Annotated in this window: 17 protein-coding genes and 6 pseudogenes; 20 read left to right on the top strand and 3 right to left on the bottom strand. The window is 41.6% G+C overall.

Translation table 11 applies throughout. The features are described from left to right. The 3 genes and pseudogenes from JCM10596_RS30030 to istB all read left to right on the top strand — a co-directional run. Positions 1 to 401 (top strand): annotated as a pseudogene (locus tag JCM10596_RS30030) (IS21 family transposase); the annotation flags it as partial. 35 nt (positions 402 to 436) lie between these two features. Further along, a complete protein-coding gene (locus JCM10596_RS29440) occupies positions 437 to 607 on the top strand; it encodes a hypothetical protein (protein WP_159102311.1) in 171 nt (56 codons plus the stop codon). Then, positions 600 to 1,324, top strand: a pseudogene (gene istB / locus JCM10596_RS23910) (IS21-like element helper ATPase IstB). The gene JCM10596_RS29440 and the pseudogene istB overlap by 8 nt, the downstream one beginning before the upstream one ends. 262 nt (positions 1,325 to 1,586) lie before the next feature. Here istB and JCM10596_RS04750 read toward each other — a convergent pair. Beyond that, positions 1,587 to 2,513, bottom strand: a complete 927-nt coding sequence (locus JCM10596_RS04750) for a hypothetical protein (protein WP_025026145.1) — start codon at positions 2,511 to 2,513, stop codon at positions 1,587 to 1,589. A gap of 243 nt (positions 2,514 to 2,756) precedes the next feature. Between JCM10596_RS04750 and JCM10596_RS23905 the strand changes: the two are divergent. The 8 genes and pseudogenes from JCM10596_RS23905 (at position 2,757) to JCM10596_RS04710 (ending at position 13,501) form a co-directional block, all read left to right on the top strand. Continuing rightward, a pseudogene (locus JCM10596_RS23905) lies at positions 2,757 to 4,486 on the top strand (adenine deaminase C-terminal domain-containing protein). A 123-nt stretch (positions 4,487 to 4,609) separates the two neighbouring features. After that, on the top strand, positions 4,610 to 5,662 hold the full coding sequence (locus JCM10596_RS04740; RefSeq protein ID WP_025026144.1) for a DUF3048 domain-containing protein: 1,053 nt from the start codon (positions 4,610 to 4,612) through the stop codon (positions 5,660 to 5,662). Between the two features lie 28 nt (positions 5,663 to 5,690). Continuing rightward, entirely contained in the window at positions 5,691 to 5,999 is a 309-nt protein-coding gene (locus tag JCM10596_RS23900) for a YerC/YecD family TrpR-related protein (protein WP_034680502.1), read from the top strand. A gap of 160 nt (positions 6,000 to 6,159) precedes the next feature. Beyond that, positions 6,160 to 6,846, top strand: a complete 687-nt coding sequence (pcrB, locus tag JCM10596_RS23895) for a heptaprenylglyceryl phosphate synthase (RefSeq protein WP_034680500.1) — start codon at positions 6,160 to 6,162, stop codon at positions 6,844 to 6,846. Between the two features lie 15 nt (positions 6,847 to 6,861). Next, on the top strand, positions 6,862 to 9,159 hold the full coding sequence (pcrA, locus tag JCM10596_RS04725) for a DNA helicase PcrA (protein WP_025026146.1): 2,298 nt from the start codon (positions 6,862 to 6,864) through the stop codon (positions 9,157 to 9,159). A gap of 33 nt (positions 9,160 to 9,192) precedes the next feature. Beyond that, a complete protein-coding gene (ligA, locus tag JCM10596_RS04720; RefSeq protein WP_025026143.1) occupies positions 9,193 to 11,202 on the top strand; it encodes an NAD-dependent DNA ligase LigA in 2,010 nt (669 codons plus the stop codon). Positions 11,203 to 11,216: 14 nt separating this feature from the next. Next, positions 11,217 to 12,033, top strand: a pseudogene (locus tag JCM10596_RS23890) (cobalamin-binding protein). A gap of 112 nt (positions 12,034 to 12,145) precedes the next feature. Continuing rightward, positions 12,146 to 13,501 (top strand): sodium-dependent transporter, encoded by a 1,356-nt coding sequence (locus tag JCM10596_RS04710; protein WP_025026142.1) that lies wholly within the window; start codon positions 12,146 to 12,148, stop codon positions 13,499 to 13,501. Positions 13,502 to 13,598: 97 nt separating this feature from the next. Here JCM10596_RS04710 and leuD read toward each other — a convergent pair whose 3' ends face one another. Both leuD and leuC read right to left on the bottom strand, forming a co-directional pair. Then, positions 13,599 to 14,192 (bottom strand): 3-isopropylmalate dehydratase small subunit, encoded by a 594-nt coding sequence (gene leuD / locus JCM10596_RS04705; RefSeq protein ID WP_025026141.1) that lies wholly within the window; start codon positions 14,190 to 14,192, stop codon positions 13,599 to 13,601. A 1-nt stretch (position 14,193) separates the two neighbouring features. Further along, the gene (leuC, locus tag JCM10596_RS04700) at positions 14,194 to 15,648 is read right to left on the bottom strand and encodes a 3-isopropylmalate dehydratase large subunit (RefSeq protein ID WP_025026140.1); all 1,455 of its coding nucleotides are present in this window, start codon (positions 15,646 to 15,648) and stop codon (positions 14,194 to 14,196) included. 712 nt (positions 15,649 to 16,360) lie between these two features. On the opposite strand from leuC, the pseudogene ilvB reads away from it, so the two are divergent. The 9 genes and pseudogenes from ilvB (at position 16,361) to gatC (ending at position 26,633) form a co-directional block, all read left to right on the top strand. Beyond that, positions 16,361 to 18,030, top strand: a pseudogene (gene ilvB / locus JCM10596_RS23885) (biosynthetic-type acetolactate synthase large subunit). 1 nt (position 18,031) lies between these two features. Further along, a pseudogene (gene ilvN / locus JCM10596_RS23880) lies at positions 18,032 to 18,513 on the top strand (acetolactate synthase small subunit). Positions 18,514 to 18,550: 37 nt separating this feature from the next. After that, positions 18,551 to 19,588, top strand: a complete 1,038-nt coding sequence (locus JCM10596_RS04670; RefSeq protein ID WP_304502745.1) for a ketol-acid reductoisomerase — start codon at positions 18,551 to 18,553, stop codon at positions 19,586 to 19,588. 4 nt (positions 19,589 to 19,592) lie between these two features. Then, positions 19,593 to 21,173, top strand: a complete 1,581-nt coding sequence (locus JCM10596_RS04665; RefSeq protein WP_025026134.1) for a 2-isopropylmalate synthase — start codon at positions 19,593 to 19,595, stop codon at positions 21,171 to 21,173. Between the two features lie 109 nt (positions 21,174 to 21,282). Continuing rightward, positions 21,283 to 22,377: a 3-isopropylmalate dehydrogenase gene (gene leuB, locus JCM10596_RS04660; protein ID WP_025026133.1), complete on the top strand. Its 1,095-nt coding sequence runs from the start codon at positions 21,283 to 21,285 to the stop codon at positions 22,375 to 22,377. Between the two features lie 165 nt (positions 22,378 to 22,542). Continuing rightward, positions 22,543 to 23,643: a CamS family sex pheromone protein gene (locus tag JCM10596_RS04655; protein WP_025026132.1), complete on the top strand. Its 1,101-nt coding sequence runs from the start codon at positions 22,543 to 22,545 to the stop codon at positions 23,641 to 23,643. Between the two features lie 33 nt (positions 23,644 to 23,676). Further along, a complete protein-coding gene (gene pruA, locus JCM10596_RS04650; RefSeq protein WP_025026131.1) occupies positions 23,677 to 25,224 on the top strand; it encodes an L-glutamate gamma-semialdehyde dehydrogenase in 1,548 nt (515 codons plus the stop codon). A 212-nt stretch (positions 25,225 to 25,436) separates the two neighbouring features. Next, positions 25,437 to 26,276, top strand: a complete 840-nt coding sequence (locus JCM10596_RS23875; RefSeq protein ID WP_051541172.1) for an MraY family glycosyltransferase — start codon at positions 25,437 to 25,439, stop codon at positions 26,274 to 26,276. A 69-nt stretch (positions 26,277 to 26,345) separates the two neighbouring features. After that, positions 26,346 to 26,633: an Asp-tRNA(Asn)/Glu-tRNA(Gln) amidotransferase subunit GatC gene (gene gatC, locus JCM10596_RS04640; protein WP_025026130.1), complete on the top strand. Its 288-nt coding sequence runs from the start codon at positions 26,346 to 26,348 to the stop codon at positions 26,631 to 26,633. The last annotated feature ends 6 nt before the right edge of the window (positions 26,634 to 26,639 follow it).

Below are 26,639 nucleotides of genomic sequence, written 5' to 3'. Positions count from 1 at the left end.
GAGAGGACCAAAAGAGACTCCATTATGAGAAAGAAGTATTAATAGAAAACCTTTGGCAGCAAGAACACAAACAGCTCCTATATCTTCCTGAGTTAGAGTATCCCATCTTTAAAGAACAGTTAGGTAGAGTAAACAAATATAATGAACTAAACCTGGATAAAACTTTAGTACATATACCAAACGCATCTCGCTACAGCCTACTTCATGTCATTGTGACCTGGGATCAGTTTAAAGTCGTATCACCTGACGGTGAATTGTTATTTGAGGATTTCCGACCATATATGAATAAAAGACGGGCTATTCCCTGGGAATCTATATTTAAAACATGGATAGCTAAACCGAGAGTAGTGACGCATTCACGCTATACAAAGTACTTACCGGAAGGGTTCATAACTACTTAAAAGTCGACGATCTGCTACTACGTCGGGAACGCCTAATGATGATGGCTAACCTGCTTGTTACACACGATATGAAGCGTATTAATGAAGAGTTCTATGAATTGATTGCAGAAGACAAGCTATTTACTCAGCGAGATCCTTATGGGATCAATTGGGACAACTATGATTCCTTAGCTCCAAATGCGGAAGGAAGGTTGCCACATGAGTGATGAGCTTCGTAAGAAATGCAGATCGCTAAGGCTTGCATACGTTGGTGAGATTTACAGTTCCATAACATTTGAGAGTCCAGAGCAATACTTAAATGAACTATTTGTTGAAGAATTCCGGTTACGTGAGAAGGCTAAAGCCCAACGTTTGATGAAGAAGGCAAAGTTTTTTGATAAGACGAATTTACAGACTTACCAATGGAACGACCGCATTCGATTTCCCACTCATTTAACGAAGGAAGATCTTTGTAGTCTAAATTTTATTGGGAAAAGCAAAATGTAGTATTAATTGGATCACCTGGAACGGGCAAAACTCATTTAGCAACAGGGTTGGGTAGAAAAGCATGTGAACAAGGATATGAAGTGCGTTTTTTTCGTGTTTCTCATTTAGCAGAAGAATTGGAACTGGCTTTAAGGCTAAATCGCCTTACGGCGTTTAGGAAAAGGATTGAAAAGCTAGATCTCATTATTTTAGACGAAATGGGCTACCTTCCGTTCAGTAAAGAAGGAGCGGAGCTCCTATTTCAACTAATTTCAGAGTGTTATGAACAGAAAAGCCTTATACTAACGTCAAATCTAGAATTTAGTCAGTGGAACAGAATCTTCACGGATTCAAGGTTAACAGCGGCATTGGTGGATCGCTTGATCCATCATGCTCACATAATCTCTTTTCAAGGAGAAAGTTTTCGATTAGCTAACGCTTTGTCTAAAGCACGTTAAATCTATTGGGTGGCAAAACTCTGTACTTTTAATTGCATTATTCTGTACTTTTCTATTGCAAAATACAGAATGGTAAAAGAAATTAGCAAGATTCCATATCTTTTGGCAATAAACTTTGATGAATAGGGTATAGCCCAACTATAATCATTCCTATTCCTACATGTTTAATTGATATTCCTCCCGAAATACATTGCGTAGTTTACATATATTCACTATTATTATCTCACAAATGGTTTTTGATATTTGCTTACAAGCTTAGTTGTTAAGGGCGTTCAATAATGACTCTATTACTTCCGTGTGGGGTGCTTTTGGCGTAGGGGTGGGAATCATCTAAAGGTGCAAAAGGGTCATTTAACATGAGGTAGATATAATAATTTTGGTCATTTATTAGCTCATGGTCGAATCTTTGTTCAAGATATCTCTCTTCATCCTCTTCTAATTGATCGTATAGATAGAGTTCATGTTCAGTTATATTCACTTGTTCCCAATTCAATAGAGATACTAGGTAAAAATCATATTGAATATCTGATCTATTCCCATAGAATAATTTGTATTCAAATTCTTGTGCCTTGATATTATTGATAGATGTATAGCTGGTATTGGGGTCACTAATGAAAACTCCATTAATTTTAGGAGTACTGCTAGGGCTGGAGCTTGATGTAAGATTTGGTCTTTGAGTAGGAATATGCTCTACATCTTTTAATAGATTAATACGTAAAGTATACAATTGGTTGTAAAGAAGGTTTTCTTCTAATGAAGACATGTATTTGTCTGGGTCACGTATAATAATATAGTTTATTGAATGGAAACCAGATTCTATATCACGAAGTGAAATGGGGATTGTTTCAAATTCATTAGCAGGAACTTCAAATTTATAATATAACGAACTTTCTTTATCATTAGCTGTAAATTCGATTTGTTTCCCATGATCATATACCATGAGTAAGAAGGTTTCTTTTTTGGACGTTTGATTACCCAATACAATCTCCTTATTAAAAGTATCCTCCTTAATAGAAAAGGTTTTTTTTGATACAATTTGACCATCCTCGTACAAACCAAGTGAATAGCCATCTTGCATTTTTGCAATGGGTAATAAATCATCCTCATAATTATTTGTTTTTAGTGTTTCCTTACATCCGACTAAAAAAATAAGAATAACTAGATTACATAATAAAAACAACTTTTTCATTGGTACGTGCCCCCTTAGTTCATCATAAACCATGCTAATGTGTAGTTTATTATAAAAAAGGAAAATGACTACTTTAAAGAACAGCAGCTATCCTTCTCTCTATATTACCACCAAATAGTGGAAACTTCACTAAAGTTAACAAGTCAATATAGCCAAAAACTCATTTCTTCGTAAATCTAAAGGAATATTAGAAGAATAATAGAATATATATAATGAATAGCTATTCAGGGAGGTTTCCTTTAGATGAAGATTCGTTCGATGACAATAGAAGAATATCAATCTTTGCTACACGTTTCGATGAGAAAAAAGGCTCCTCAGATTTGGTTAAAAAATGCGAGATTTCTCAATGTATATACAGGACAGGTTGAACAGGGACAGATCTATATTGCAGGCAATCGAGTGGCTTATGTGGGGCAGAAAGAGCCTCTTGTATCCAATGAAACAGAGATTATTGAACTAGCCAGCCATCAGGTAGTGGTCCCTGGATATATAGAACCGCATGCTCATCCCTTCCAATGGTATAACCCTCTTGAGTGGGGAAGGTATGTCACAACCCAAGGAACGACGACATCCATCAACGATAATATGGCTCTGTTTCTTAAATTAACAGATGAGCAGGCTCTTCAATTTATTCAAGAATTGGACGAGCAGGGTTTTCATCTCTGGCTGTGGTGGTCGCGCTTTGATGGACAGACCAATACGGGGGAGCAGATAGGCAGGTTTAACGATCAGACCTTACGAACGTGGTTGTCGCATCCTTTAGTGGTACAAGGAGGGGAATTTACCTCTTGGCCGTACTTCATACAAGGAGAGCCGAATTTAACCAAATGGATGTTAATGACCAAGCAAGATTTCGGGAAACGGATTGAGGGGCATCTGCCTGGAGCGTCTTTCGAAACCTTAAATACGCTGGCGGCAGCAGGTGTCAGTGCAGATCATGAATCTCTACATGGAGAGGATGTGCTCAATCGTCTGCGACTGGGTTATTATGTGAGCTTGCGGTATTCGTCTATTCGACCGGATTTACCGCAGATTCTAGAGGAATTGAAAGGAAATCCTGAAGTGAACCTTTCGCGAATCATGCTGACCAATGATGGAGCCAGTCCTTTTTTTGTCCAGAGGTCAGGCATGAATGAAATGATCAAGCTGGTCATGAAGGCTGGATTTGGAGTGGCAGATGCCTATCGGATGGCAACATTGAATCCTGCTACCTATTATGGTTTAGATCAAGAACTGGGAGGAATTGCTCCGGGAAGACTAGCTCATTTGAACGTAGTAGAAACATTGGATGAGCCGACACCGTCTTATGTTATGGTGGATGGAAAATGGGTGGTGAGAAATGGGCAATCTCTCATGAATCCTTCTTCTGATTGGCTTTTCCAATATTTTAAGCCTAAGGAAGTCACTTGGGATTTGAGTCGATTGTTGCAGATCCGCGATACAGGAACAACAGGAATTGAACTGATTAATGAAGTGATTACCAGGCCCTATTCGTATTCGCCAAGTGATTCATTGGTAGAGGATGAAGCGTATCTGATGTTAGTCGATCATGAAGGGAGATGGGGCGTACACACACGAATCAAAGGATATAGTACAAAATTGGTAAGCCTAGCTAGTACATATACAGCCTCCAAAGACTATATACTAATAGGTAACAATAGAGAAGATATGGTACAAGCCCTTCGAAAAGCATTGGAAATGGGTGGAGGCATTGTGGCGACATTCGAGAATGGAGAACGGTTAGAAATCCCGTTGACTCTCGCGGGAGGAATGAGCAGGAAGGTATGAAGGAAGTTGTGGAATATAGTCAGCATTTTGTGCAGATGATGCAAAAAGACGGACATGCCTTTGCTGACCCTATTTATACTTTGTTGTTTTTAACAGCAACTCACCTTCCGTTTATCCGTATGACGAATGAAGGAGTCTACCTTATTAAGGAGCAAAAAGTGGTTTCCGCCAAAATGATTTTTTAGTGCGTTAAAGGATTTTAGCAGGTAGATGACGAATTAGTGTAGAGTGAATTGTATAGATGGCAAATGAAAGCCGAAACTTGAAATCTGAAACTTGAAAGTTGAATATTGAAGGAGTGGATGAGCTTGAAGAAAGCTTGTATAGGCTTAATTCTCGTACTAAGCTTTCTCTTACTGGTAGCGTGCGGTGGGAGTGATCCTGCTACTCAACCAGTGGAAGAAGAACTTGGAGGAGAGCCCATTATAGAAGAAGAGGAAACCGTATTTCCCTATCATGCGCCATTGACTGGAGAAGGTTCTCTAGTTGAAATAAATGATCGAATTCTTGCTGTGATGATTAATAACCATGGAAAGGCTAGACCGCAGACAGGAATCAGTCAAGCGGATATGGTCTATGAAGTGTTGGCAGAGGGAGAAATTACTCGTTTGGTTGCTTTATTTCAGAGTAAGTCTCCAGAGGTGATTGGTCCTGTGCGCAGCTTACGTCCGTATCTAATTGATATTGCCACTGGCTTTGACGCTGTTTTTGCCCATGCAGGAGGTTCACCAGAGGCATTACAGATTGCACGTAACCAAGGATTACCTAATTTAGATGAAATCTATAATGCGGGAGGTTCTTTTTATCGGGTTAATTTCCGTAAAGCTCCTCATAACCTATATACCAGTACTGAATTGTTGCGAGAAGGTGCTGAGAAGAGAAAATACAAACAGGATTCTAAGATCCCTACCTTGAAGTTTAAGGACCCAGTGGAGGAGATGGTAGGAGAAGAGGCTGGTTGGATTGATATTGAATATCACTCTTCATATAAGGTATCATATGAGTATGACGCTGAAACGGGTCTTTATACAAGATATGTTCGAGGCGAGCCTCATGTGGATATGGAAACCACAGAGCCGCTGACCACCACCAATCTTTTTGTGATTGAAACCACGCATAAAACATTAGATAGTGTAGGGCGAAGAGCCATTGATGTGAAGTCTGAGGGGAAGGGCTACCTTTTTCAAAGAGGAAAGATGACCGAAGTGGATTGGAAACGAATAGATGGAGTCATTCGACCCATTAGAGATGGAGAAGAGATAGGCTTATATCCTGGTGTAACATGGGTGAATATTGTCCCTAATAAACCGGGACTTGAGAATAGTGTTCGCTTCAAAGCCTCTAAGGAGGTAAGTAACTAGACCAAAGCCTTTGGAGGGGTAGATTACAATGCAGATTAACAAATTACGGGGAAAAGAAGTGGATCAATTATTTAAGTCGATTCTCACCTTGGAGAATCTAGAGGATTGTTATATCTTTTTTGACGATCTTTGCACGGTAAATGAAATTCAGTCATTGGCACAGCGCCTTGAGGTAGCGAGAATGTTGCGACAAGGCTTTACTTACCATAAGATTGAAACGGAAACGGGAGCCAGTACGGCAACGATCTCACGTGTCAAACGTTGCTTGAATTATGGAAATGACGGTTATAAAATGGTCTTAGATCGTGTTGAAGATACGGAAAAAGAAAATAAATAAGCAAAGTGATATAAGTAAAAACAATCATGATCCTACAAGAAGAGTTGGACCTTATGACCTTGGCAGAAGAGCCAAGGTCTTTCTTCGTCCATATGATGGAAGTTTACAGTTTAGGGTGATAATTTGATATAATTCCTTTGAAGGTTAAGGGGGACGAATGATGTTAGAAATGAAAAGTTGGAAGCACGTATTTAAGCTTGATCCAGATAAATCGATCTCAGATGAAGCACTGGAGGCGATCTGTGAATCGGGAAGTGATGCGGTTATTGTAGGCGGGACCTATGGGGTTACCTTTGACAAGACCATTGATCTTCTGGCGAGGATTCGTCGGTATGCCATCCCCTGTCTTTTAGAAATATCCAACCAAGAAGCCATTGTTCCTGGTTTTGACCATTATTTGGTCCCCATTGTGCTCAATGCGATGAACCCTAATTGGATATTGAAGCCCCATCATATTGCTGTGCAGGAATTTGGCACCATGATTCCTTGGCACGAGATATCGACGGTTGGGTATACCGTGTTAAATCCTGAATCGAGCGTAGCTCAATTAACGGAAAGTGAAACGGAACTAAATGAAGATGAGATCATTGCCTACGCTAGATTAAGTCATCATTTGTTGAAATCATCTTATTTTTACCTTGAATATAGCGGTACCTTGGGAGACCCACAGAAGCTTAGCGGGGTTTATGAGCGCTTGAAGCGAGAGGGAAGCCTGCATATTTTTTATGGTGGAGGTATTACCTCTAAGGAGCAAGCGGAAGAAATGAGTAAAATCGCTGATACCATTGTAGTCGGTAACCTCATATATAAAGACTTAGACACAGCGATTCGGACAGTGCCGAAATAAAGGGGAGGAAGCAGAATGACACAAGGATCTATCCAACAGATGATCGAATCATTAAATCCACAGCAGAGAAGAGCCGTCGTCGAAACAGATGGCCCTATATTACTGGTAGCTGGAGCTGGAAGCGGGAAGACAAGGGTTCTTACCCATCGCATTGCTTATTTATTAGCAGAAAAAAGGATCACACCTTGGAATATATTAGCGATCACCTTTACGAACAAAGCAGCGAGAGAAATGAAAGACAGGGTAGCGGCTCTGGTGGGAGGACAGGCAGAAGATATTTGGATTTCTACGTTTCACTCCATGTGTGTTCGTATTCTTCGTCGAGATATTGACCGCTTGGGTTACTCGCGCAATTTTAGCATTTTAGATAGCGGGGATCAGCTTTCTGTAGTGAAGGAAGTGATGAAACGCCTCAATCTGGATACGAAAAAATTTGAACCTAAAGCGATTCGAGGGAGTATCTCCCATTTTAAAAATGAATTAAAAACCCCTCAGGAAGTAAGCAATTTGGTGGGGAATTACTATGATAAGGTAGTAGCCGATGTCTATGAAGGCTACCAGAAAACACTGCGCACCAATCATGCCTTAGATTTCGATGACCTAATTATGCTGACGGTCAGATTGTTTCAAGAGGTTCCTGATGTCCTAGATTTTTATCAACGCAAATTTCAATATATTCATGTCGATGAGTATCAGGATACCAACCGAGCACAGTATCTTTTGGTCAGCCTGTTAGCCGATCGCCATCGTAATATCTGTGTGGTAGGGGATACTGATCAATCGATTTATATGTTTCGTGGGGCGGATATTAGCATTATTCTTTCTTTTGAAAAAGATTATAAGGATGCTAAAGTGATTAAGCTAGAGCAAAACTATCGCTCGACCAAGCGGATTCTACAAGCCGCCAATGAGGTGATCAAAAATAATTCTAGTCGAAAAGCGAAAAACCTCTGGACGGAGAATGAAGAGGGAGCTAAGATCACCTACTATAGAGGAGATAATGAACAAGGGGAAGCGTATTTTATCACGGAAAAAATTCAAGAAGCGATCAGCAAGGGGAGCAAATATAAAGACATTGCCATCCTCTATCGAACCAATGCCCAGTCGCGTGTGATTGAGGAAGTATTTCTTAAATCGAATATTCCTTATCAAATTGTGGGCGGGACAAAGTTCTATGACAGAAAAGAAATCAAAGATATCTTAGCTTATCTCCGCTTGATTTCAAATCCTGATGATGATATTAGCTTTCGTCGTATAGTTAATGTACCGAAAAGAGGAATTGGGGAAGCGACCGTTGATCGACTTGCCCAATATGCCGATGAGAAGGGAATCTCCATGTATTCCGCTTTGGCTGAAGTTGATTTCATCGGATTAAGCTCAAGAGCGGCGAATCAACTGGCGAGCTTCTATGATTTAATGAGAAATATGATCCAGATGGTCGATTATTTATCGGTGACGGAGCTAACGGAGCAGATCTTAGAAAAAACAGAGTATATTGAGATCTTGAAAAAGGAAAACTCCATTGAAGCTAATGCACGTATTGAAAACATTGAAGAGCTATTATCTGTGACACAGGATTTTGAACAGAAGAGTGAAGACAAGACGCTTCTTGCCTTCTTGACGGAATTAGCCCTTGTAGCAGATATTGATCAGGTCGATGATGATGAAGAAGAAGTAGGCAATCAGGTTCTTCTCATGACGCTCCATTCGGCAAAGGGCTTAGAGTTCCCTTATGTTTTTCTTGTTGGGTTAGAGGAAGGAATCTTCCCGCATAATCGTGCCTTGATTGAAGAAAGTGAAATGGAAGAAGAACGTCGATTGGCGTATGTAGGAATTACGAGGGCTGAGAAGGAGTTATTTCTAACCAATGCTCGAATGAGAACCTTGTTTGGACGGACAGGCATGAATCCTGAATCCCGTTTCATTCAGGAGATTCCAGCAGAGATCTTAGAAAGTGCCAATCCGACTGCTGCTTCTTCAGGAGGCTATGGCTATTCTGGAGGAAATCGAATGGGGCAGAGTACCTTCCACTCAAGCCCTTCTGCTAGAGAAACAAGCCCTACTGGTTATGGAAGAGGAGCTGGGACTGCGAGTACTGGAGCAAGATCTACTGTAACTAAGAGCCTGCAAGCTTCAGGCGCACAATCTCTTGGGTGGTCTGTAGGAGATAAAGCAGGTCATGGCAAGTGGGGTGTGGGTACGGTTGTCAGCATGAAGGGAGAAGGGGACGATTTAGAGTTGACGATTGCTTTTGATCAACCGGTCGGGCTCAAGCGCTTATTGGCTAAATTCGCTCCGATTACAAAACAATAAGAAAGAGTTTACATGAGAAATGAGGGAATTTCTTTGAACAGAGATGAAGCACTGCAAAGAATGGAAGTTCTATACACAGAGATTGAAAATCATAATTATCAGTATTATGTTTTGGACAATCCAAGCATCAGTGATTATGAGTATGACAAGCTAATGAAAGAACTGCTGACGCTCGAAGAAGCATATCCAGAATTGAAGAAGGTCAATTCCCCCTCAGAAAGAGTCGGAGGGGAGCCCCTTCCGTTCTTCTCTAAGGTTGTTCATGAAATTCCCATGCTTAGCCTAGGGAACTCATTCTCTGAACAAGATCTGCGTGACTTTGATCGTCGGGTGAGGCAGGGTTTGGAAGAAGGGGAGAAGGTGGAATATGTCTGTGAATTGAAAATTGATGGACTGGCGGTTTCCTTACGCTATGAACAGGGGCAGTTCATTCGTGGGGCAACACGAGGAGATGGAAATGTAGGGGAAGATATTACTCAAAACCTGAAAACCATTCGTTCGATTCCTTTACAGTTGAAGGAAGCGGTCAATCTAGAGGTTCGCGGCGAAGCGTATATGCCTAAGAAAGAGTTTCAACGGATCAATAAGGAAAGAGAGCAGCAGGGGGAAGAGCTTTTTGCCAATCCTAGAAATTCGGCTGCGGGTTCTCTAAGACAACTTAATCCCAAAATAGCGGCGAATCGTAAATTAGATATTTTTCTCTATGGCATTGGTCAGCTTGAAGGACTTGACGTTGGTTCCCATGCGGAAGGGCTACAAGCTCTTGAAAATTTAGGATTAAAAACAAATAAAGAGCGGCAGGTCGTTTCATCCGTGGAAGAAATGCTTGTCTTTATTGAAAAATGGACCGCCAATCGTGCAACATTAGATTACGAAATCGACGGAATTGTAATTAAGGTGAATAGCTATCAACAGCAGGAGAAGCTTGGTTTTACCGCTAAAAGTCCACGCTGGGCAACGGCTTATAAATTTCCCGCTGAGGAATCCGTCACTATTCTCAAGGATATTGAAGTGAGTGTAGGCAGAACAGGAGCGATTACGCCAACAGCGATTCTTGAGCCTGTGCTTTTAGCAGGAACTACGGTTCAAAGAGCTTCCTTACATAACGAAGATTTGATTCGAGAGAAGGACATTCGCATTGGCGATCATGTTATCGTGAAAAAAGCAGGGGACATTATACCTGAAGTTGTCCAGGTTCTTGTTGAGAAGAGAACAGGGAACGAAGAACCGTATTCCATGCCTAGTCATTGTCCTGAGTGTGAGAGTGAGCTGGTACGCCTTGAAGGAGAAGTAGCCCTTCGTTGTCTGAATCCGCAGTGCCCTGCTCAAATCAAAGAGGGAATGATTCACTTTGTTTCGCGCCAAGCGATGAATATTGATGGTTTGGGAGAAAAGGTGATTATCCAGCTTTATCAAAATCAACTGATCAGAGATGTGGCAGATCTCTATTATCTCCAGCGTGAGGAGCTCTTACGTCTTGAGCGGATGGGAGAAAAATCGGTGGATAATCTCCTGCAAGCGATTGAAAGCAGCAAGGAGAATTCGTTAGAAAAGCTTTTATTTGGTTTAGGGATTCGTTTGGTAGGAGCTAAGGCAGCGAAAACCTTAGCGCAAGAATTTGAAGAGTTAGATCGTTTGGCTCAAGCGAGTGCGGGTGAAATCGAAGCGATCAATGAAATTGGACCTAAGATGGCACAAAGTGTGGTAGAATATTTTGCTATACCAGAGGTACAGGAGATGCTCACACGCTTGAAGGCTGCTGCTGTGAATATGAGCTACAAGGGACCTAAGCGTATTGTTGACGTGGATAATTCATCTTTCTTCGCAGGAAAAACAGTGGTATTAACAGGGACCTTGGAGCAGTTAACAAGGAATGAGGCGAAGGAAAAGCTTGAAGCTCTAGGGGCCAAAGTAACGGGAAGTGTGTCTAAAAGCACAGATGTCGTTGTCGCTGGTGAAAATGCAGGATCAAAACTAGAAAAAGCACAGCAACTGGGGATCGAAGTGATTGATGAAAACGAAATGATCAAACGAATAGGATAAGCGAGGTGGAAAGGATGAAAATAGCATCCATTTGTCCAAGTAACACGGAGCTGTTGCATTACTTAGGGTTGAGCTCCTCCATCATTGGTGTAGACAATTATTCGGATTGGCCGCCGCAGGTAGATCAACTGCCACGATTAGGACCTGACCTTGATATCAATATGGACCAGGTGGAAGCACTAGAGCCTGATCTAGTGCTTGCTTCACTTAGTGTTCCAGGGATGGAGAAAAACGTAGAACGTCTTCAAGCAAGAGGGATTCCGCACATTGTATTAAATCCTAATACGCTAGAGGAAATAGGACAAAATATTCTGCAATTAGGAGAAGCTACAGGGGAAGAGAAACGAGCGAGGGCTTTCTATGATCAGTACACAGAGAGGCTAGAATCCTATCATCAGTTAGCTACAAAGGTCAAGGAGAAAAAAAGAATGTACTGGGAATGGTGGCCAAAGCCTGTCTTCACACCAGGAGGACATAATTGGCTTACCGAAATCAGTCGTTTGGCTGGGGCAGAGAACATATTTGCCGATCAGGCTGTGGCTAGTTATCAAACAGATTGGGAGGAGGTGAAACAGAGAGAACCAGATATTGTTGCTTTGGTCTGGGTGGGTTCAGCAAAAAAGAGTGAATCCCAAGCTGGTTTATGATCGACCGGGCTGGAAAGAGCTTGCTGCACTACAACAGAACCAGGTTCATGTTCTGGATGAACCGCTCTTTTGCCGTCCTTCTCCAAGATTAATAACGGGTCTAGCGAAGCTTGCTTCCTTGCTTCACCCGGAGATTTTTCCAGTTTATCACGAGGGAGAGGATGTCCTAATTAAGTATAAATAAAATGAATTCAGAAAGAAAAAAATATTATAAAAACATATTGTAAAAAATCAGATGTGTTGTATAATAGGTTGGGCAGACAGTTGTCTGAATATTTTTAAAGGGAGGAAATTTAATGAGTCAATTACAACAAGGTCGCGAGCAATGGGGCTCACGTCTAGGGTTTATCTTAGCGTGCCTAGGTTCCGCAGTTGGCTTAGGGAACATTTGGAGATTCTCGACAACAGCCGGTGAAAATGGTGGCGGAGCGTTTTTATTACTTTATATTTTATTAGTTTTATTTATTGGTATCCCTGTTGTGATGGCTGAGTTCACCATCGGTCGCAAAGCTCAAAGTGACGCTGTTGGTTCATTTCAAAAGCTAGCTCCTGGTAAGCCATGGGTGGTTGCTGGTTTCATGGGAGTAGCATCTGCATTTATCATTCTATCATTTTATGGAGTTGTAGCTGGATGGGTTATGAAATACTTCTTTGGGTATTTGACTGGTCAGCTGCTCCATGTTCAAGATAATGATTTTACAGGTTACTTTGTGAGCTTTATAGGGGAAACGTATGAACCTGTCATCTGGCAATTCATTTTTATGGCACTGACGATAGGAATTGTTGTCATGGGTGTTAAAAAAGGAATTGAGGCTTCAAACAAAATATTAATGCCATTATTAGGAGTTTTATTAATTGTTTTAGCTGGATATAGCTTAACCTTAGGTGGAGCGAAAGAAGGTCTTAATTTCTTGTTTAATCCTGATTGGAGCAAGCTTGCGGAGCCTAAAGTGTGGGTTGCTGCATTAGGTCAAGCCTTCTTCTCTCTTAGCTTAGGGATGGGAGCCTTGATTACCTACGGAAGCTACTTGAAAAAGGAAAACAAGCTTCCAAGTGCCGCATTAAGTGTCGGGATTCTAGATACAGTCGTAGCGATTATTGCAGGGATTATGATCTTCCCAGCGGTGTTTGCTTTTGGTTTAGATCCTGCAGGTGGAGCAGGTCTTGTCTTTATGACCTTGCCGAATGTATTTGATCAAATGACAGGCGGAATGATTGTAGGTACAGCTTTCTTCTTCTTATTATTTGCTGCTGCCCTTTCTTCTGCAGTATCCTTGTTAGAGGTAGCTGTTGCTTACTTCATGAGAAGATTCAACTGGAATCGTAAGACGGCTGTAATCATTATTGGTGGATTGATCTTCCTACTAGGAGTTCCTTCTTCTCTTTCTCAAGGAGCTTATGCAATTAACATTATGGATAAAGACTTCTTAACCTTTATGGATGATTTATCTGGAAATGTATTCCTTCCACTGGGCGGATTAATTATTGCTCTATTTATGGGCTGGGGCTGGAATAAAACAGATGCTCTTCGTGATTCTGATTTCGGTCAAACAACGATTGGTACGCTTTGGATTTGGAGCTTACGTATTGTAGCACCAGTAGCGATCTTGATTATTTTCTTAAACAAAATTGGTGTTATTAACTTCTCTTAAAATAAAGAAGAAAATAATAAAATACCGAAAGAAACAAGAAGCACTCTCAGCTTGGTAGAGGGTGCTTCTTTGTTTTCTAAAAAAAAGCGATTGGGAATTACCCAATCGCTCTTTTGGCTTCATAAGCTGAAATTTTTTCTTCGTGTAACAAAGTTAAGCCGATATCGTCAAGTCCATTAAGCAGCAAATACTTTCTAAAGGAATCAACATCGAAGGAAAGACGTAATCCTTGATCATCTGTAATCAATTGTTGCTCTAGATCTACAGTAAGCTGATAGCCTTCTGTTTTAGCTGTTCTTTGGAATAACTCTTCTACTTGATCATCGGTGAGGACGATAGGAAGAATCCCATTCTTGAAGCAGTTATTATAAAAGATATCTGCAAAGCTAGAAGAGATGATGACCTTAAAGCCATAGTCTAGCAAGGACCAAGGAGCATGCTCACGAGATGATCCACAACCAAAGTTTTGTCTTGATACCAAGATGGATGAACCTTGGTAGCGAGGCTTATTTAATTCGAAGTCAGGATTAGTTTGGTCGTTATCTAAGAATCTCCAATCGTAAAACAGGAACTGACCAAATCCACTTCGTTCAATTCTTTTTAGAAACTGTTTAGGAATAATAGCATCTGTGTCCACATTGGCACGATCTAGTGGAGCCACAATGCCTGTTTCTTTGATAAATGGTTCCATTCTATTTCGCCGTCCCTTCTGTAACTTGTGCGGAGTGAGCGTCTTTAAATTCCCACTTCCTAATATCAGTGAAATGTCCTTTGATTGCTGCTGCTGCTGCCATCATTGGACTGACAAGATGAGTGCGTCCGCCTTTTCCTTGTCGTCCTTCAAAGTTACGGTTTGAAGTTGAAGCACAACGATCCCCTGGATCTAGGATATCGTCATTCATGGCTAGACACATACTGCAACCAGCTTCACGCCATTCGAAGCCTGCTTCAACAAAGATTTTGTCTAAGCCTTCTTCTTCTGCCTGAGCCTTGACGTTCTTGGAGCCAGGTACTACAATCGCAATTACCTTGTCAGAAACCTTATAGCCCTTGACGACACTTGCTGCAGCACGTAGATCCTCGATACGTCCGTTGGTACAGGAGCCAATAAATGCTTTGTTGATTTCAATTTCACTCATAGGCGTTCCAGCGATCAAGCCCATATAATCAAGAGCTAATTGAGCGGCTCTTTGGTCTGTAGCAGTCTTAAAGTCAGCTGGGTTCGGAACCGTATCTTCAATGCTCGTACCCATCCCAGGACTTGTACCCCACGTTACTTGAGGAGCTAAGGTAGCTAAATCAAGATCTACAGTGAAGTCATAAGTGGCTCCTTCATCAGTAACAAGGGATTTCCACTCTTGAACATGCTGTTCAAATTCCTCTGGACTTGGAGCATACGGGCGTCCTTTTAAATAGGAAAACGTTGTTTCGTCTGGAGCCATTAACCCTGCTCTTGCTCCCGCTTCAATGGACATATTACAGATCGTCATGCGCTCTTCCATGGAGAGCTTTTCAATAATTTCACCTGTAAACTCGATGACTGTACCAGTGGCAAAATCCGTTCCGTACTTCGCGATCAAACCAAGAATAATGTCCTTGGAGCTAAGTCCAACGGGAAGATCTCCAATAAATTCAACCTTCATTGTTTTAGGCTTGGATTGTTGGAGACATTGAGTAGCTAGGACATGTTCCACTTCACTTGTACCGATACCAAAGGCAAGGGCGCCAAATGCTCCGTGCGTCGAAGTATGACTATCCCCACAAACGATCGTCTTACCAGGCCACGTTAAGCCTTGCTCAGGACCCATTACGTGTACAACCCCTTGGTTTTGGTGGTGAATATCAAAAAGAGTGACACCAAACTCCTCACAGTTCTTAGAAAGAGTTTCAATTTGTTTTGCTGAGATCGGGTCTTTAATGTTGAAGATATCTTTCGTCGGGACATTATGGTCCATGGTGGCAAAGGTTCTCTCAGGTCTGCGAACTTTTCTCCCAGATAAACGTAATCCTTCAAATGCTTGAGGAGAAGTGACCTCATGAACTAAATGAAGATCAATATAGATTAAGCTAGGCTTGTTCTCTTCCTCAAAGACTATATGCTTTTCCCAAATCTTTTCGAACAACGTCTGTGGTTGTTTCTTTTCCATCGTATAACCTCCATCTTACTAGCTAGTCATCGTCTCAAATAATTTAATTTTCAGACAATAATGTTAATACATAATTTTATCAGAAAAAAAAAAATTTGAAACCCCCTAATTTTTTAACAAATGGGGTTATAAGCCATTAAGAAGTAGGCATGTCATGCATGTAAACGTTTCAAAAATATTTACAATTAATATTTGTAAGCGATTACAAAGGAATACTAAGGAAAATAGGGGTTGCAATCTCTATTTGACTCGTTTAATATAATGAACAATCATATGTTTTCCATTTTGAATTTTCTGACTTATAAGAAAATAACAAACGGAAGGTTGACTAGGGTTCCACTTGTGCTGGCATACTAAAGCCAATTAGATGGATTATACAAGGCTTGGTCCAAGTGTCAACAAGCTATATGAACTATAGCTACACCGTGAGGAAAAAAGCCTCTGCGGAAGGTTCTGTTTATTCATACTCAAATGTTTTGTCCATCTGTAAGTAGAAAAGCCAAAGTGTTTTTTATCACAGGTGGAAACATTCGTCCTATGTTTGAACGAATCTTCATATAAAGTTAGGCTTTTTCTTGATTTTTTTTGTAAGAAAATCTAGCACACTTCTAGTTGAAGAGAAATGAGGGAGGTTAGGGAAGTGTCCACGAATTTGAAGGAAGTAGCAGGCCAGGATAAGAAAGGCTCACAGAAAGAACCACCCAAAGTATTAATGGGAGCAGAGATTATTTTCGAATGTTTAAAGGAAGAAAAAGTGGATTATATCTTTGGCTATCCGGGTGGTGCCGCTCTGTTTATCTATGACGCCTTATATAAGTCGGATATGACTCATATTTTAGCCCGTCATGAACAAGGTGCTATTCATATGGCAGAAGGATATGCACGAGTCACAGGGAGGCCTGGGGTCGTCATTGCTACATCAGGGCCTGGGGCAACGAATCTAGTCACTGGCTTAGCCGATGCTATATTGATTCTCTTCCGCTCGTTGTTTTTACAGGTCAAGTTGCTACGACAGCTATTGGTACAGATGCGTTCCAAGAGGCTGATATTTTAGGGATTACGATGCCGATTACGAAGCATAATTTTCAGGTGCGTGATACGAAGGAATTACCAAGAATTATAAAAGAAGCCTTTTATATTGCTACTCACGGACGTCCTGGCCCCGTACTAATTGATATTCCCAAGGATATTTCAGTCAATAAGGTTCCATATACCTACCCGACAGAAGTGAACTTGAAGGGATTTAAACCAACACTTATACCAAATGTAGGTCAAATAAAAAGAATGAAGGAAGCTGTTGCGAAAGCGAAGAAGCCTCTCATTCTGGCAGGAGCCGGAATCTTACATGCGAAGGCATCTGCTGAACTTATCGAGTATGTTAATCAGGCTCAAATTCCTGTAACGAATACATTACTTGGGTTAGGCGGATTTCCATCCACTCATCCATTGTTTCTAGGGATGTGTGGAATGCATGGTACGTATACACCAATATGGCGATTCAAGAAGCAGACTTATTAATCTCAATCGGTGCTAGATTTGATGACCGTGTAACAGGGAGATTAGATCAATTTGCTCCAAATGCGAAGATTGTCCATATTGATATAGATCCTGCTGAAATAGGGAAAAACGTCATTACGGAAGTCCCTATTGTAGGAGATGCGAGAGAAGCCTTACGTCTATTGCTTGAAGAAGGCGTAGACAAACCAAATAGTGCAGAGTGGATTGCAAATCTTAGTCAAAGACAAGAGGAGTATCCTTTATGGTACGAGGAAGATGGGGTTACCCTCAAACCGCAAAAAGCGATTGAGGAGCTTCATCGCTTAACAAAAGGTGAAGCGATCGTTGCGACTGATGTAGGACAGCATCAAATGTGGACAGCGCAATATTATGGCTGTCATAAGCGATCGCTGGATTAGTTCCGGAGGTTTAGGAACCATGGGCTTTGGTTTCCCAGCAGCGATTGGGGCGGCGATTGCACAAAAAGAAGTACCTGTATTCGCTGTTGTTGGAGACGGTGGATTTCAAATGAACATTCAAGAATTAGCCACCGTTGCCGAATATAACATTCCAGTCAAGACTGTTATCATTAATAACAATGCTTTAGGGATGGTTAGACAATGGCAGGAATTAATCTATGAAGGGCGTTATTCGGAGTCAACTCCTAAGAATCCTAACTTTGCTAAAATTGCCGAGGCATTTGGTGTCAAAGGGATTCGCGTGACCAACGCTTCAGAATTGTCTGCAGCAATCGAAGAAGCATTAGCTTATGATGGACCTGTCGTTCTTGATGTGATGGTTACACCAGAGGAAAATGTCTATCCTATGGTCCAATCTGGAACTGCCTTGCATGAGATGATAGGGGTTAAAAAGGGGTGTAACTAGGATGAAACGTACCATTTCAGTTTTGGTTAATAACTCATCAGGGGTATTAACTCGATTGTCTGGATTATTTGCTCGCAGAAGCTTCAATATTGAAAGCCTGACTGTAGGAACTACTGAGGACCCTTCGTTATCTAGAATGACGATTGTGTCAATGGAGATGAGCGTGTTTCAGAGCAAATCATGAAACAGCTACACAAACAAATTGATGTCTTAAAGGTAACAGACCTTTCCGAAGATAAAATGATTGTACGAGAAATGATTCTAGTCAAAGTATCTGTGAATCATCAAACTCGTCCAGAAATTAATCATTTGGTGGTTCCTTTCAGGGCATCGATCGTCGATGTTGGGAAAGATTCGGTCACGATACAAGCGACTGGCGACGATGAAAAAATCGAGGCATTAATTGAACTGTTAAAGCCATATGGAATCAAAGAATTGGCTAGAACAGGCGTTACTGCCTTAGCAAGAAGCAAGGCACAATAGCCAAGTACAATGAAAAAACATGATAAAAAAATAATTTATAAGAACAAGGAGAGAATGTAAAATGGCAAAAATGTATTATGATAACGAGGTATCTTACCAAACAATCCAAGGAAAAACGGTAGCTGTTATTGGGTATGGAAGTCAAGGACATGCACAAGCTCAAAACCTAAGAGACAGTGGGATATCTGTTGTCATTGGATTAAGACCAGGAAAATCATGGAACAAAGCTGTTGAGGATGGATTTAAAGTAGTAACTCCACGTGAAGCAGCAAGTATAGCAGAGGTTGTTATGGTCTTACTTCCTGATGAAACTCAAGCAAAAGTGTATCATGAAGAGTTAAAAGATGAGTTAACACCAGGAAAAGCTTTATTATTCTCTCATGGATTTAACGTGCATTTTAATCAAATCGTCCCTCCAGCTGACGTAGATGTCGCTTTAATCGCACCAAAAAGCCCAGGACATTTGGTTCGTCGAGTGTACACTGAGGGCGGCGGAGTACCAGGATTAATCGCGGTGTACCAAGATGCAACAGGAAAAGCAAAGGATGTTGCTTTAGCTTACGCTAAAGGAGTAGGTTGTACACGCGCTGGAGTTATTGAAACAACATTTAAAGAAGAAACAGAAACGGATCTATTCGGAGAGCAAGCTGTACTATGTGGTGGAGCTTCTGCTTTAGTAAAAGCTGGTTTCGAAACGCTTGTAGAAGCAGGATATCAACCTGAGATTGCTTACTTCGAATGTTTACATGAATTAAAGCTGATCGTTGACCTTATGTATGAAGGTGGACTTGCACATATGCGTTACTCTATCTCAGATACTGCACAATACGGAGATTTCATGATTGGTGATCGTATTGTAACAGACGAGACGAAGAAGGAAATGAAAAAGGTCTTAACAGAAATTCAAAAAGGTGAATTTGCCCGCAACTGGATCTTAGAAAACCAAGCAAACCGTCCAGTATTTAATGCGATTAACTCTAGAGAGCAAGAGCATCAAATCGAGAAGGTAGGAGCAGAGTTGAGAAACATGATGAGCTGGATCAAGGCGAAGAAAGAGCCCCAGGAGGTGAAGTAAAGCCATGAGAAAGATCACCGTTTTTGAAACCACACTTCGAGACGGCGAACAGTCAGCAGGGGTCAATTTAAACTTACAAGAAAAGCTAGAAATTGCGAAACAACTAGAGCGGCTTAATGTTGACATTATTGAAGCAGGTTTTCCGGCTGCTTCAATAGGGGATTTCGAATCCACTCAGGCAGTAGCCAAAGCCATTCGTGGAGCAAGTGTGACAGGCTTGTCTAGATCAAATCAACGGGATATCGATGTAGCATGGGATGCGTTAAAAGGAGGGGCTGAGCCTCGCCTACACTTATTTATTGCTACGTCGCCTATCCATAGGCAATACAAGTTGAAAATGACGAAGGAACAAGTCTTAGAAAAAGCGGTGGAGTCAGTTAAATATGCGAAACAACGTTTTTCAGTTGTTCAGTTTAGTGCAGAAGATGCAGGTCGAACAGAACTTGAATTTCTGAAGGAAGTTTTTACAGCGGTGATTGATGCGGGTGCCTCAGTCATTAATATTCCAGATACTGTAGGGTATCTTTCTCCTGAGGAGTATGGTGCTATTTTCCGTTACATTAAGAACGAGGTGCCTAATGTGGATCGCGTGAGCCTAAGTGCCCATTGCCATGATGACTTAGGAATGGCTGTGTCTAACACGTTGGCAGCGATCATGAATGGAGCAGATCAGATTGAAGGGACCATCAATGGAATTGGTGAGAGAGCAGGAAATGCAGCGATTGAAGAAGTTGCCCTTAATCTGCGTATCCGCCAGGACTACTATCAAGCAGAAACAAGATTACATTTAGACCAACTAACGAGAACCAGTCGTCTTGTTTCTAGCTTGACAGGAATGGTCATTCCTCCAAATAAAGCAGTGGTTGGAGCCAATGCTTTTGCCCATGAATCTGGGATTCATCAGGATGGGGTACTGAAAGAACGAACAACCTACGAAATCATTTCTCCTCAGCTAGTGGGTCTGGAATCTAATTCCCTTGTTCTGGGGAAACACTCTGGACGCCATGCTTTGAAAGAGAGAATGGAGTTCTTAGGCTACCATCTTGATGAAGAACAGCTTGCGTCATTCTTCCAAAAGTTTAAGGACCTAGCGGATCGTAAGAAGCAGGTAAGTGACGATGACCTTGTAGCTCTCTTGCATGAAAGCACATTGAAGGACGATAGCAACCATTATAGGTTGGAGTACCTCCATGTTTCGTATATGAATGCAGTGGCAACAGCAACAATTAAGCTTCAAACACCGAACGGGACATCGCTTGAGGATGCTGCTGTTGGCTCAGGAAGTGTAGAGGCGATCTATAATACCATCGAAAAAATGGTGGGAATGAAGATTAACCTGTTAGATTATAAAATCAAGTCTTTGACCAAGGGCAGGGATTCCCTTGCAGAAGTCTATGTCAAGGTTGAATACGAGGGCATGACTGGAACAGGAAGAGGACTTGACAATGATGTTTTAGGTGCAAGTACAAAAGCCTTCATTGATGGAATTAATCGATTGAGAAACATGTCTAAGCCTAAGCAGTTTATGGAAGAAGAGAACGAAGAGAATGAATCCACAAGTTTTGTTTTAGAGGCATTTAAATAAACCAATATACTAACCACAAAGAAGCTCAGGATAGAAAAAAGGATAGATAGAGACAAGTAGAGAGAGCCGAGGATTGGCATGGATAGAAGTGGATAGAGAGGAGAACGGAATGCAAAAGAAAATCGTGGTCTTACCAGGTGACGGAATTGGACCGGAAGTAATCGCAGAAGCAATCAAAGTATTAGATGAAGTGGCTAGCCTATATGGACACCAATTCGAATATGAGTACGATACAGTAGGTGGAAAAGCACTTGATGAATTTGGTGTTCCTCTAAGGGAAGAAACCTTAGAACGCTGTAAGCAGGCGGATGCTGTCTTACTTGGGGCTGTCGGAGGTCCGAAGTGGGATACGCTTCCTGGACATTTACGTCCAGAAATGGCTTTGTTAGGCTTACGTAAAGGGTTAGGCTTATTTGCTAACCTTCGTCCTGTTGAAGTATTTGGACCTGTTGTCGAAACCTCTACCATCAAGAAGGAAGTGGTTGAGGGTGTTGATCTATTGGTCGTACGTGAGCTTACAGGCGGATTATACTTTGGTAAAAAAGAACGCTCCACCTCAGCAGAGGGCTTAGATCAGGCGATTGACGAACTGATCTATAATGAGCACGAGGTTGAAAGAATTGCCAAGGTTGCTTTCGAAGCTGCACGTGTACGCAGAAAGAAAGTAACATCGATAGATAAGGCGAATGTATTGGAATCTGGACGTTTGTGGCGCGAGGTCGTGACCAAAGTCCATCAGCAGTATCAAGATGTTGAGCTAGAGCATATGCTAGTGGATAATGCTGCTATGCAGCTGATTAGAAATCCTAAGCAATTTGATGTCCTCGTAACAGAGAATATGTTTGGAGATATTCTAAGTGATGAAGCCTCCATGCTTGCTGGTTCGATTGGTCTAATGCCCTCAGCTAGTCTTTCTGATGAAGCTGGGAAGGGCATGTATGAGCCTGTACATGGAAGTGCTCCAGATATTGCAGGTCAAGGGAAAGCCAATCCACTAGCTACTATACTTTCTGCTGCTATGCTTCTTCGCTATTCCTTTGGACTTCAAGAGGAGGCAACTCTTATAGAAGATGCCGTGAAGAGTGTTCTAGATGCAGGAGTGAGAACGGGGGATCTTGCCACAAGTGGAGAATCCATCACAGGAACAGAACAAATGGGTGAGTATATCGTGCAAGAGTTGAGAAAAAGCAAGGTAACTCAATAGAATATAACAATCAAGATGAGACAGCCAACCAAGCAAGTCTTACTACTCATGTCAGTAGTAGGGCTTGCTTTCTTTTGATGAGAGATAAAGTGTCGTGTGTTATAATAGCTGGGTAAAGAATGAGGCTACTGGTATAGAAAGTATAAATAAGGAGCAGATTTCAAAATGAATATGAAGAAATCTTTGAAAATATGTGGAATCGTCATCTTAACGACGGCGTTAACAACAGGCTGCCTGCAAAAAGAAGAAGCTCAGCCTCCTGTGATACAACCAGAAGGAAAAGAAGAGGCAAAAATAGCCCCATCTGTTCAGGTGGAAGAAAGATATTATCGTGGCTTGGCTCCCTTTAAGCCGAGTGAAACAAGAGGGTCTTTATTCAGAGCGGATACACTTCAGAGTTATCGCTTAGATGCGGATCGTCTGGAATTGGGCTTATTAGAAATTGCTCAGGAATTCTTTCCTATAGAAAGTCATTTATTTAGTGAGGGACAATTTATTACTAGGGATGAGTTAAATTCCTGGCTTAGAATCAAAAGCGAAAAACATAAACTAGGCTTAAACCCTGAGGAGTCAGAACAAAGAATATTGCGTCATATTTTGGAGCACAATTATACCAACCTCAAGGGAGAGGTGGAAGGTATTGTGATAGGATTATCCCTGGCTTCTGCCTATCAGCAGAAAAAAGAGGATGGAACAAGCTTAAACTTACTGTATTCTGACGATGAGTTGCGTAATCATGGAGCGAAGATGGCTGATCTTGTCGTAGAGAGAGTACGGAAGAAGGCACCTGATGTTCCCATCACGATTGCTTTATATCGATTGGAAGAAAGCAATTCAATGGTCCCAGGGAACTTCTTATCTGTAGGAAAAGCCGGAAAAAATCAAATGAGTGTCGATAGCTGGAAAACCATTAACGAAGTCTATTTCCTCTTTCCTTCACAGGCGCTTCACTCGTATGATCGGGAATTATCTACTCTTTTCTCAAGATATCGTCAGGATGTTCAAGAATTTTATCCTAACTTTGTGGGTATCATTGGAATTGGAAGGTTTATAGATGATAAGCTTGTGGAAATAACATTTAATGTAACTACTGAGTTTTCCTCCAAAACAGAGGTAATTCAGCTGACACAATTTTTAGGTGGAAGTGCCGTTGATACATTCCCTGCTAACGTGCATCTCAATATTTATTTGCAATCTGTAAATCAAGCTCGTTCCATTTTTGTTCGACCTGCACAAGGAGAAAGTGTCATGCACATCTACCGTTGATCATTTTTTAATTCGTAAAGGAGGCTTCTGTCCATGCTAGTCGATTACAGACCCGAACCGTTTACAAATTTTAAGGATGAAAAGAATCGTACTGATTTTGAAGCAGCGCTAAAGAAGGTAGAAAGCGAGCTAGGTCAGGATTATCCCCTTATCATTCAGGGAAAGAAGATCCTAACAGAGGAGAAAATCACTTCGCTCAATCCCGCGAGAATGTCTGAAGTGGTGGGAAGAGTTTCGAAAGCTTCTCAGCAACAGGCGGAGGAAGCGATGCATGCCGCGCTACATACCTTTGAAAAATGGAAGGCAGTCCCTGGTCCACATCGTGCCCGATACTTATTTAAGGCAGCCGCTATTTTACGCCGCCGTAAGCATGAGTTTTCTGCTTGGATGGTTCATGAAGCAGGGAAGAGCTGGGCAGAGGCAGATGCTGATACAGCAGAGGCTATTGATTTTATGGAATTCTATGGTCGAGAAATGATTCGCTTGTCCGAACAGCAAGAGTTGACCCGAATTCCTGATGAGGATAATGAACTCTACTATATTCCTTTAGGTGTGGGAGTGGTGATCCCTCCATGGAACTTTCCTCTGGCGATTATGGTGGGAATGACAACGGCTTCTATTGTTTCTGGGAATACAGTAGTCCTGAAGCCAGCAAGTACGACTCCGGTCATTGCCTATAAATTTATGGAGATCCTTGAGGATGCGGGTGTACCGGCGGGTGTGGTGAACTTTTTACCGGGAAGCGGGAAAGAAGTTGGCGATTATCTTGTTGATCATCCGCTGACGAGATACATTAGCTTTACAGGCTCTAGAGAAGTGGGCTTACGAATTAATGAACGAGCAGCGAAAACGCATAAAGGGCAGAAATGGTTAAAGCGTGTGGTGGCTGAGATGGGTGGAAAAGATACCATTGTCGTTGATCATGATGCGGATCTTGAACTGGCGGCTCAAAGCATTATGTTCTCGGCTTTTGGCTTCTCAGGACAGAAGTGCTCTGCCTGCTCCCGTGCAGTGATTCATCAGGATGTCTATGATCAGGTGCTGAATCGAGTGGTCGAGCTGACCAAGGAGATTAAGATAGGGGATATTAAGAAGCAAGATAACTTCATGGGTCCCGTAATAGATGAAAATGCCCAGAATAAAATCTTAGAATATATTGAGATCGGCAAGAAAGAAGGACGACTCGTGCATGGAGGAGAGAAGGGACCTGCTGAGGGATATTTTGTCCAGCCGACCATTATTGCTGATGTGGCTCCAGATGCCCGTATTATGCAGGAAGAGATTTTTGGACCTGTTGTCGCATTTTGTAAAGCAAGAGATTTCGATCATGCTTTAGAAATTGCCAATAATACAGAGTATGGACTAACAGGCTCCATCTTTTCACGGAACAGAGAGCATTTAGAGCGAGCACGTACCGAATTTCATGTCGGAAATTTATACTTCAATAGAAAATGTACAGGGGCGATTGTCGGAGTCCATCCTTTTGGTGGGTTTAATATGTCTGGAACCGACTCTAAAGCAGGGGGAAGAGATTATCTGCTGCTCTTCACTCAGGCAAAATTAGTATCGGAGCTTCTTTAAAATATTCATGGATAGGGAGCAATTGGGTCACACTAGGTGTAACTACGTAGTGAGGTGATCCGAATGCTCCTTTATCTATTACCGCTTCTATCCTCCTTTTGCTTTGTCTACTTGTTTATTCCCATGGTCAAAGAGTGGCTTATACTTACAAGATTACTGACCAGCCGAGCAAACGAAAACAGCACAAAGGAATCATTCCCTTAACAGGAGGGTTGGCTATATTCCTTGGTGTCACCCCTCTGGTGATTATTTTTTTAGGTGTGAATCGACTCACACTTTCTTTTATCTTGGGCGGATGTATGATGATTGGAATCGGACTTATAGATGATTGGTACAAAGGAAGAGGGAAGGAATTCTCCCCTTGGCCCAAGCTTTTTTTTCAATTTGTTGCGGCGACAATCATCTTCTGGGGTGGAACAAGAATTGTAGGGATCAGTGATTGGGTTGGAGAAGGAGGATTTCATGTTTTTCCCTTCTGGTTATCTCTGTTAGCGACCTATCTATGGGTTGTGGGACTAATGAACATGATGAACTTCATTGACGGAATGGATGGATTAGCAGGAGGAGTCAGTACGATTGCTACCTTAACCCTGTTCTTTATCGCTTTTTTAAAAGGAGAGATGGCGATTGCTCTTTTGTCGATGGTGATGACAGGGGCGATTCTGGCTTTCCTACGTCACAACTTTCATCCTGCCACTATTTTTCTAGGCGATTCAGGCTCCATGTTTTTAGGTTTTACAATTGCTTTTTTGTCGATTGAAGGAGCCATTAAAGGGGCGACGTTTATCTCCGTCATGGTCACCATTCTCGCTCTGGGGATTCCGATTTTCGATATGGTACAAGTTATTATAACGAGGCTTAAGGAAGGACGTCCGATCTATCAGGCGGATCGTTCTCATCTCCATCACCGCCTTTTGTCCAAGGGCTTGAATCAGAAGCAGGTCATTATGATTCTCTACTTGATTGGTCTGGGATTTTCCTTAACCTCACTCTTGTTGTTCTTATTTTTCGAAGAACGAAACTTCGCATTATTCAGTAAACTGACGCCGTGAGAGTTGATCAATAGTGGGTTCTTTGATATGATCATCTTAATGTGAAAAAAAGGGGTAGGAGGGTGAAACATGAGTACAATGACAAAAAAAGAAGTGGAGCATGTCGCTCATTTAGCACGTCTAAGCCTGAGTGAAGAGGAAAAAGAAACATTTACGAAGCATCTTGACTCAATTCTTACGTTTGCTAAAAAGTTAGATGAATTAGATACGGAAGGTGTGGAGCCAACGAGCCATGTGCTTCCCTTACATAATGTTGTTCGCAAGGATGAAGTTAAACCATCTCTGCCTGTTACAGAGGCATTGAAGAATACAGCGGATCATGAAGAAAATCAAGTGAAGGTTCCAAGTGTTTTATAGAGAGGA

This window comes from Caldalkalibacillus mannanilyticus JCM 10596 (assembly GCF_000615945.1).
Taxonomy (GTDB): Bacteria; Bacillota; Bacilli; order Caldalkalibacillales; family JCM-10596; genus Bacillus_AT; species Bacillus_AT mannanilyticus.
The sequence above is the reverse complement of the archived record's forward strand: the minus strand, read 5'-3'. Positions and strand labels throughout refer to the sequence as shown.

Coding starts and splice junctions, on each gene's coding strand:
- JCM10596_RS29440 (WP_159102311.1), top strand. CDS start 437: ATGATGATGGCTAACCTGCTTGTTACACACGATATGAAGCGTATTAAT.
- JCM10596_RS04750 (WP_025026145.1), bottom strand. CDS start 2,513: ATGAAAAAGTTGTTTTTATTATGTAATCTAGTTATTCTTATTTTTTTA.
- JCM10596_RS23900 (WP_034680502.1), top strand. CDS start 5,691: ATGCAGATTAACAAATTACGGGGAAAAGAAGTGGATCAATTATTTAAG.
- pcrB (WP_034680500.1), top strand. CDS start 6,160: ATGTTAGAAATGAAAAGTTGGAAGCACGTATTTAAGCTTGATCCAGAT.
- pcrA (WP_025026146.1), top strand. CDS start 6,862: ATGACACAAGGATCTATCCAACAGATGATCGAATCATTAAATCCACAG.
- JCM10596_RS04710 (WP_025026142.1), top strand. CDS start 12,146: ATGAGTCAATTACAACAAGGTCGCGAGCAATGGGGCTCACGTCTAGGG.
- leuD (WP_025026141.1), bottom strand. CDS start 14,192: ATGGAACCATTTATCAAAGAAACAGGCATTGTGGCTCCACTAGATCGT.
- leuC (WP_025026140.1), bottom strand. CDS start 15,648: ATGGAAAAGAAACAACCACAGACGTTGTTCGAAAAGATTTGGGAAAAG.
- JCM10596_RS04665 (WP_025026134.1), top strand. CDS start 19,593: ATGAGAAAGATCACCGTTTTTGAAACCACACTTCGAGACGGCGAACAG.
- leuB (WP_025026133.1), top strand. CDS start 21,283: ATGCAAAAGAAAATCGTGGTCTTACCAGGTGACGGAATTGGACCGGAA.
- JCM10596_RS04655 (WP_025026132.1), top strand. CDS start 22,543: ATGAATATGAAGAAATCTTTGAAAATATGTGGAATCGTCATCTTAACG.
- pruA (WP_025026131.1), top strand. CDS start 23,677: ATGCTAGTCGATTACAGACCCGAACCGTTTACAAATTTTAAGGATGAA.
- gatC (WP_025026130.1), top strand. CDS start 26,346: ATGAGTACAATGACAAAAAAAGAAGTGGAGCATGTCGCTCATTTAGCA.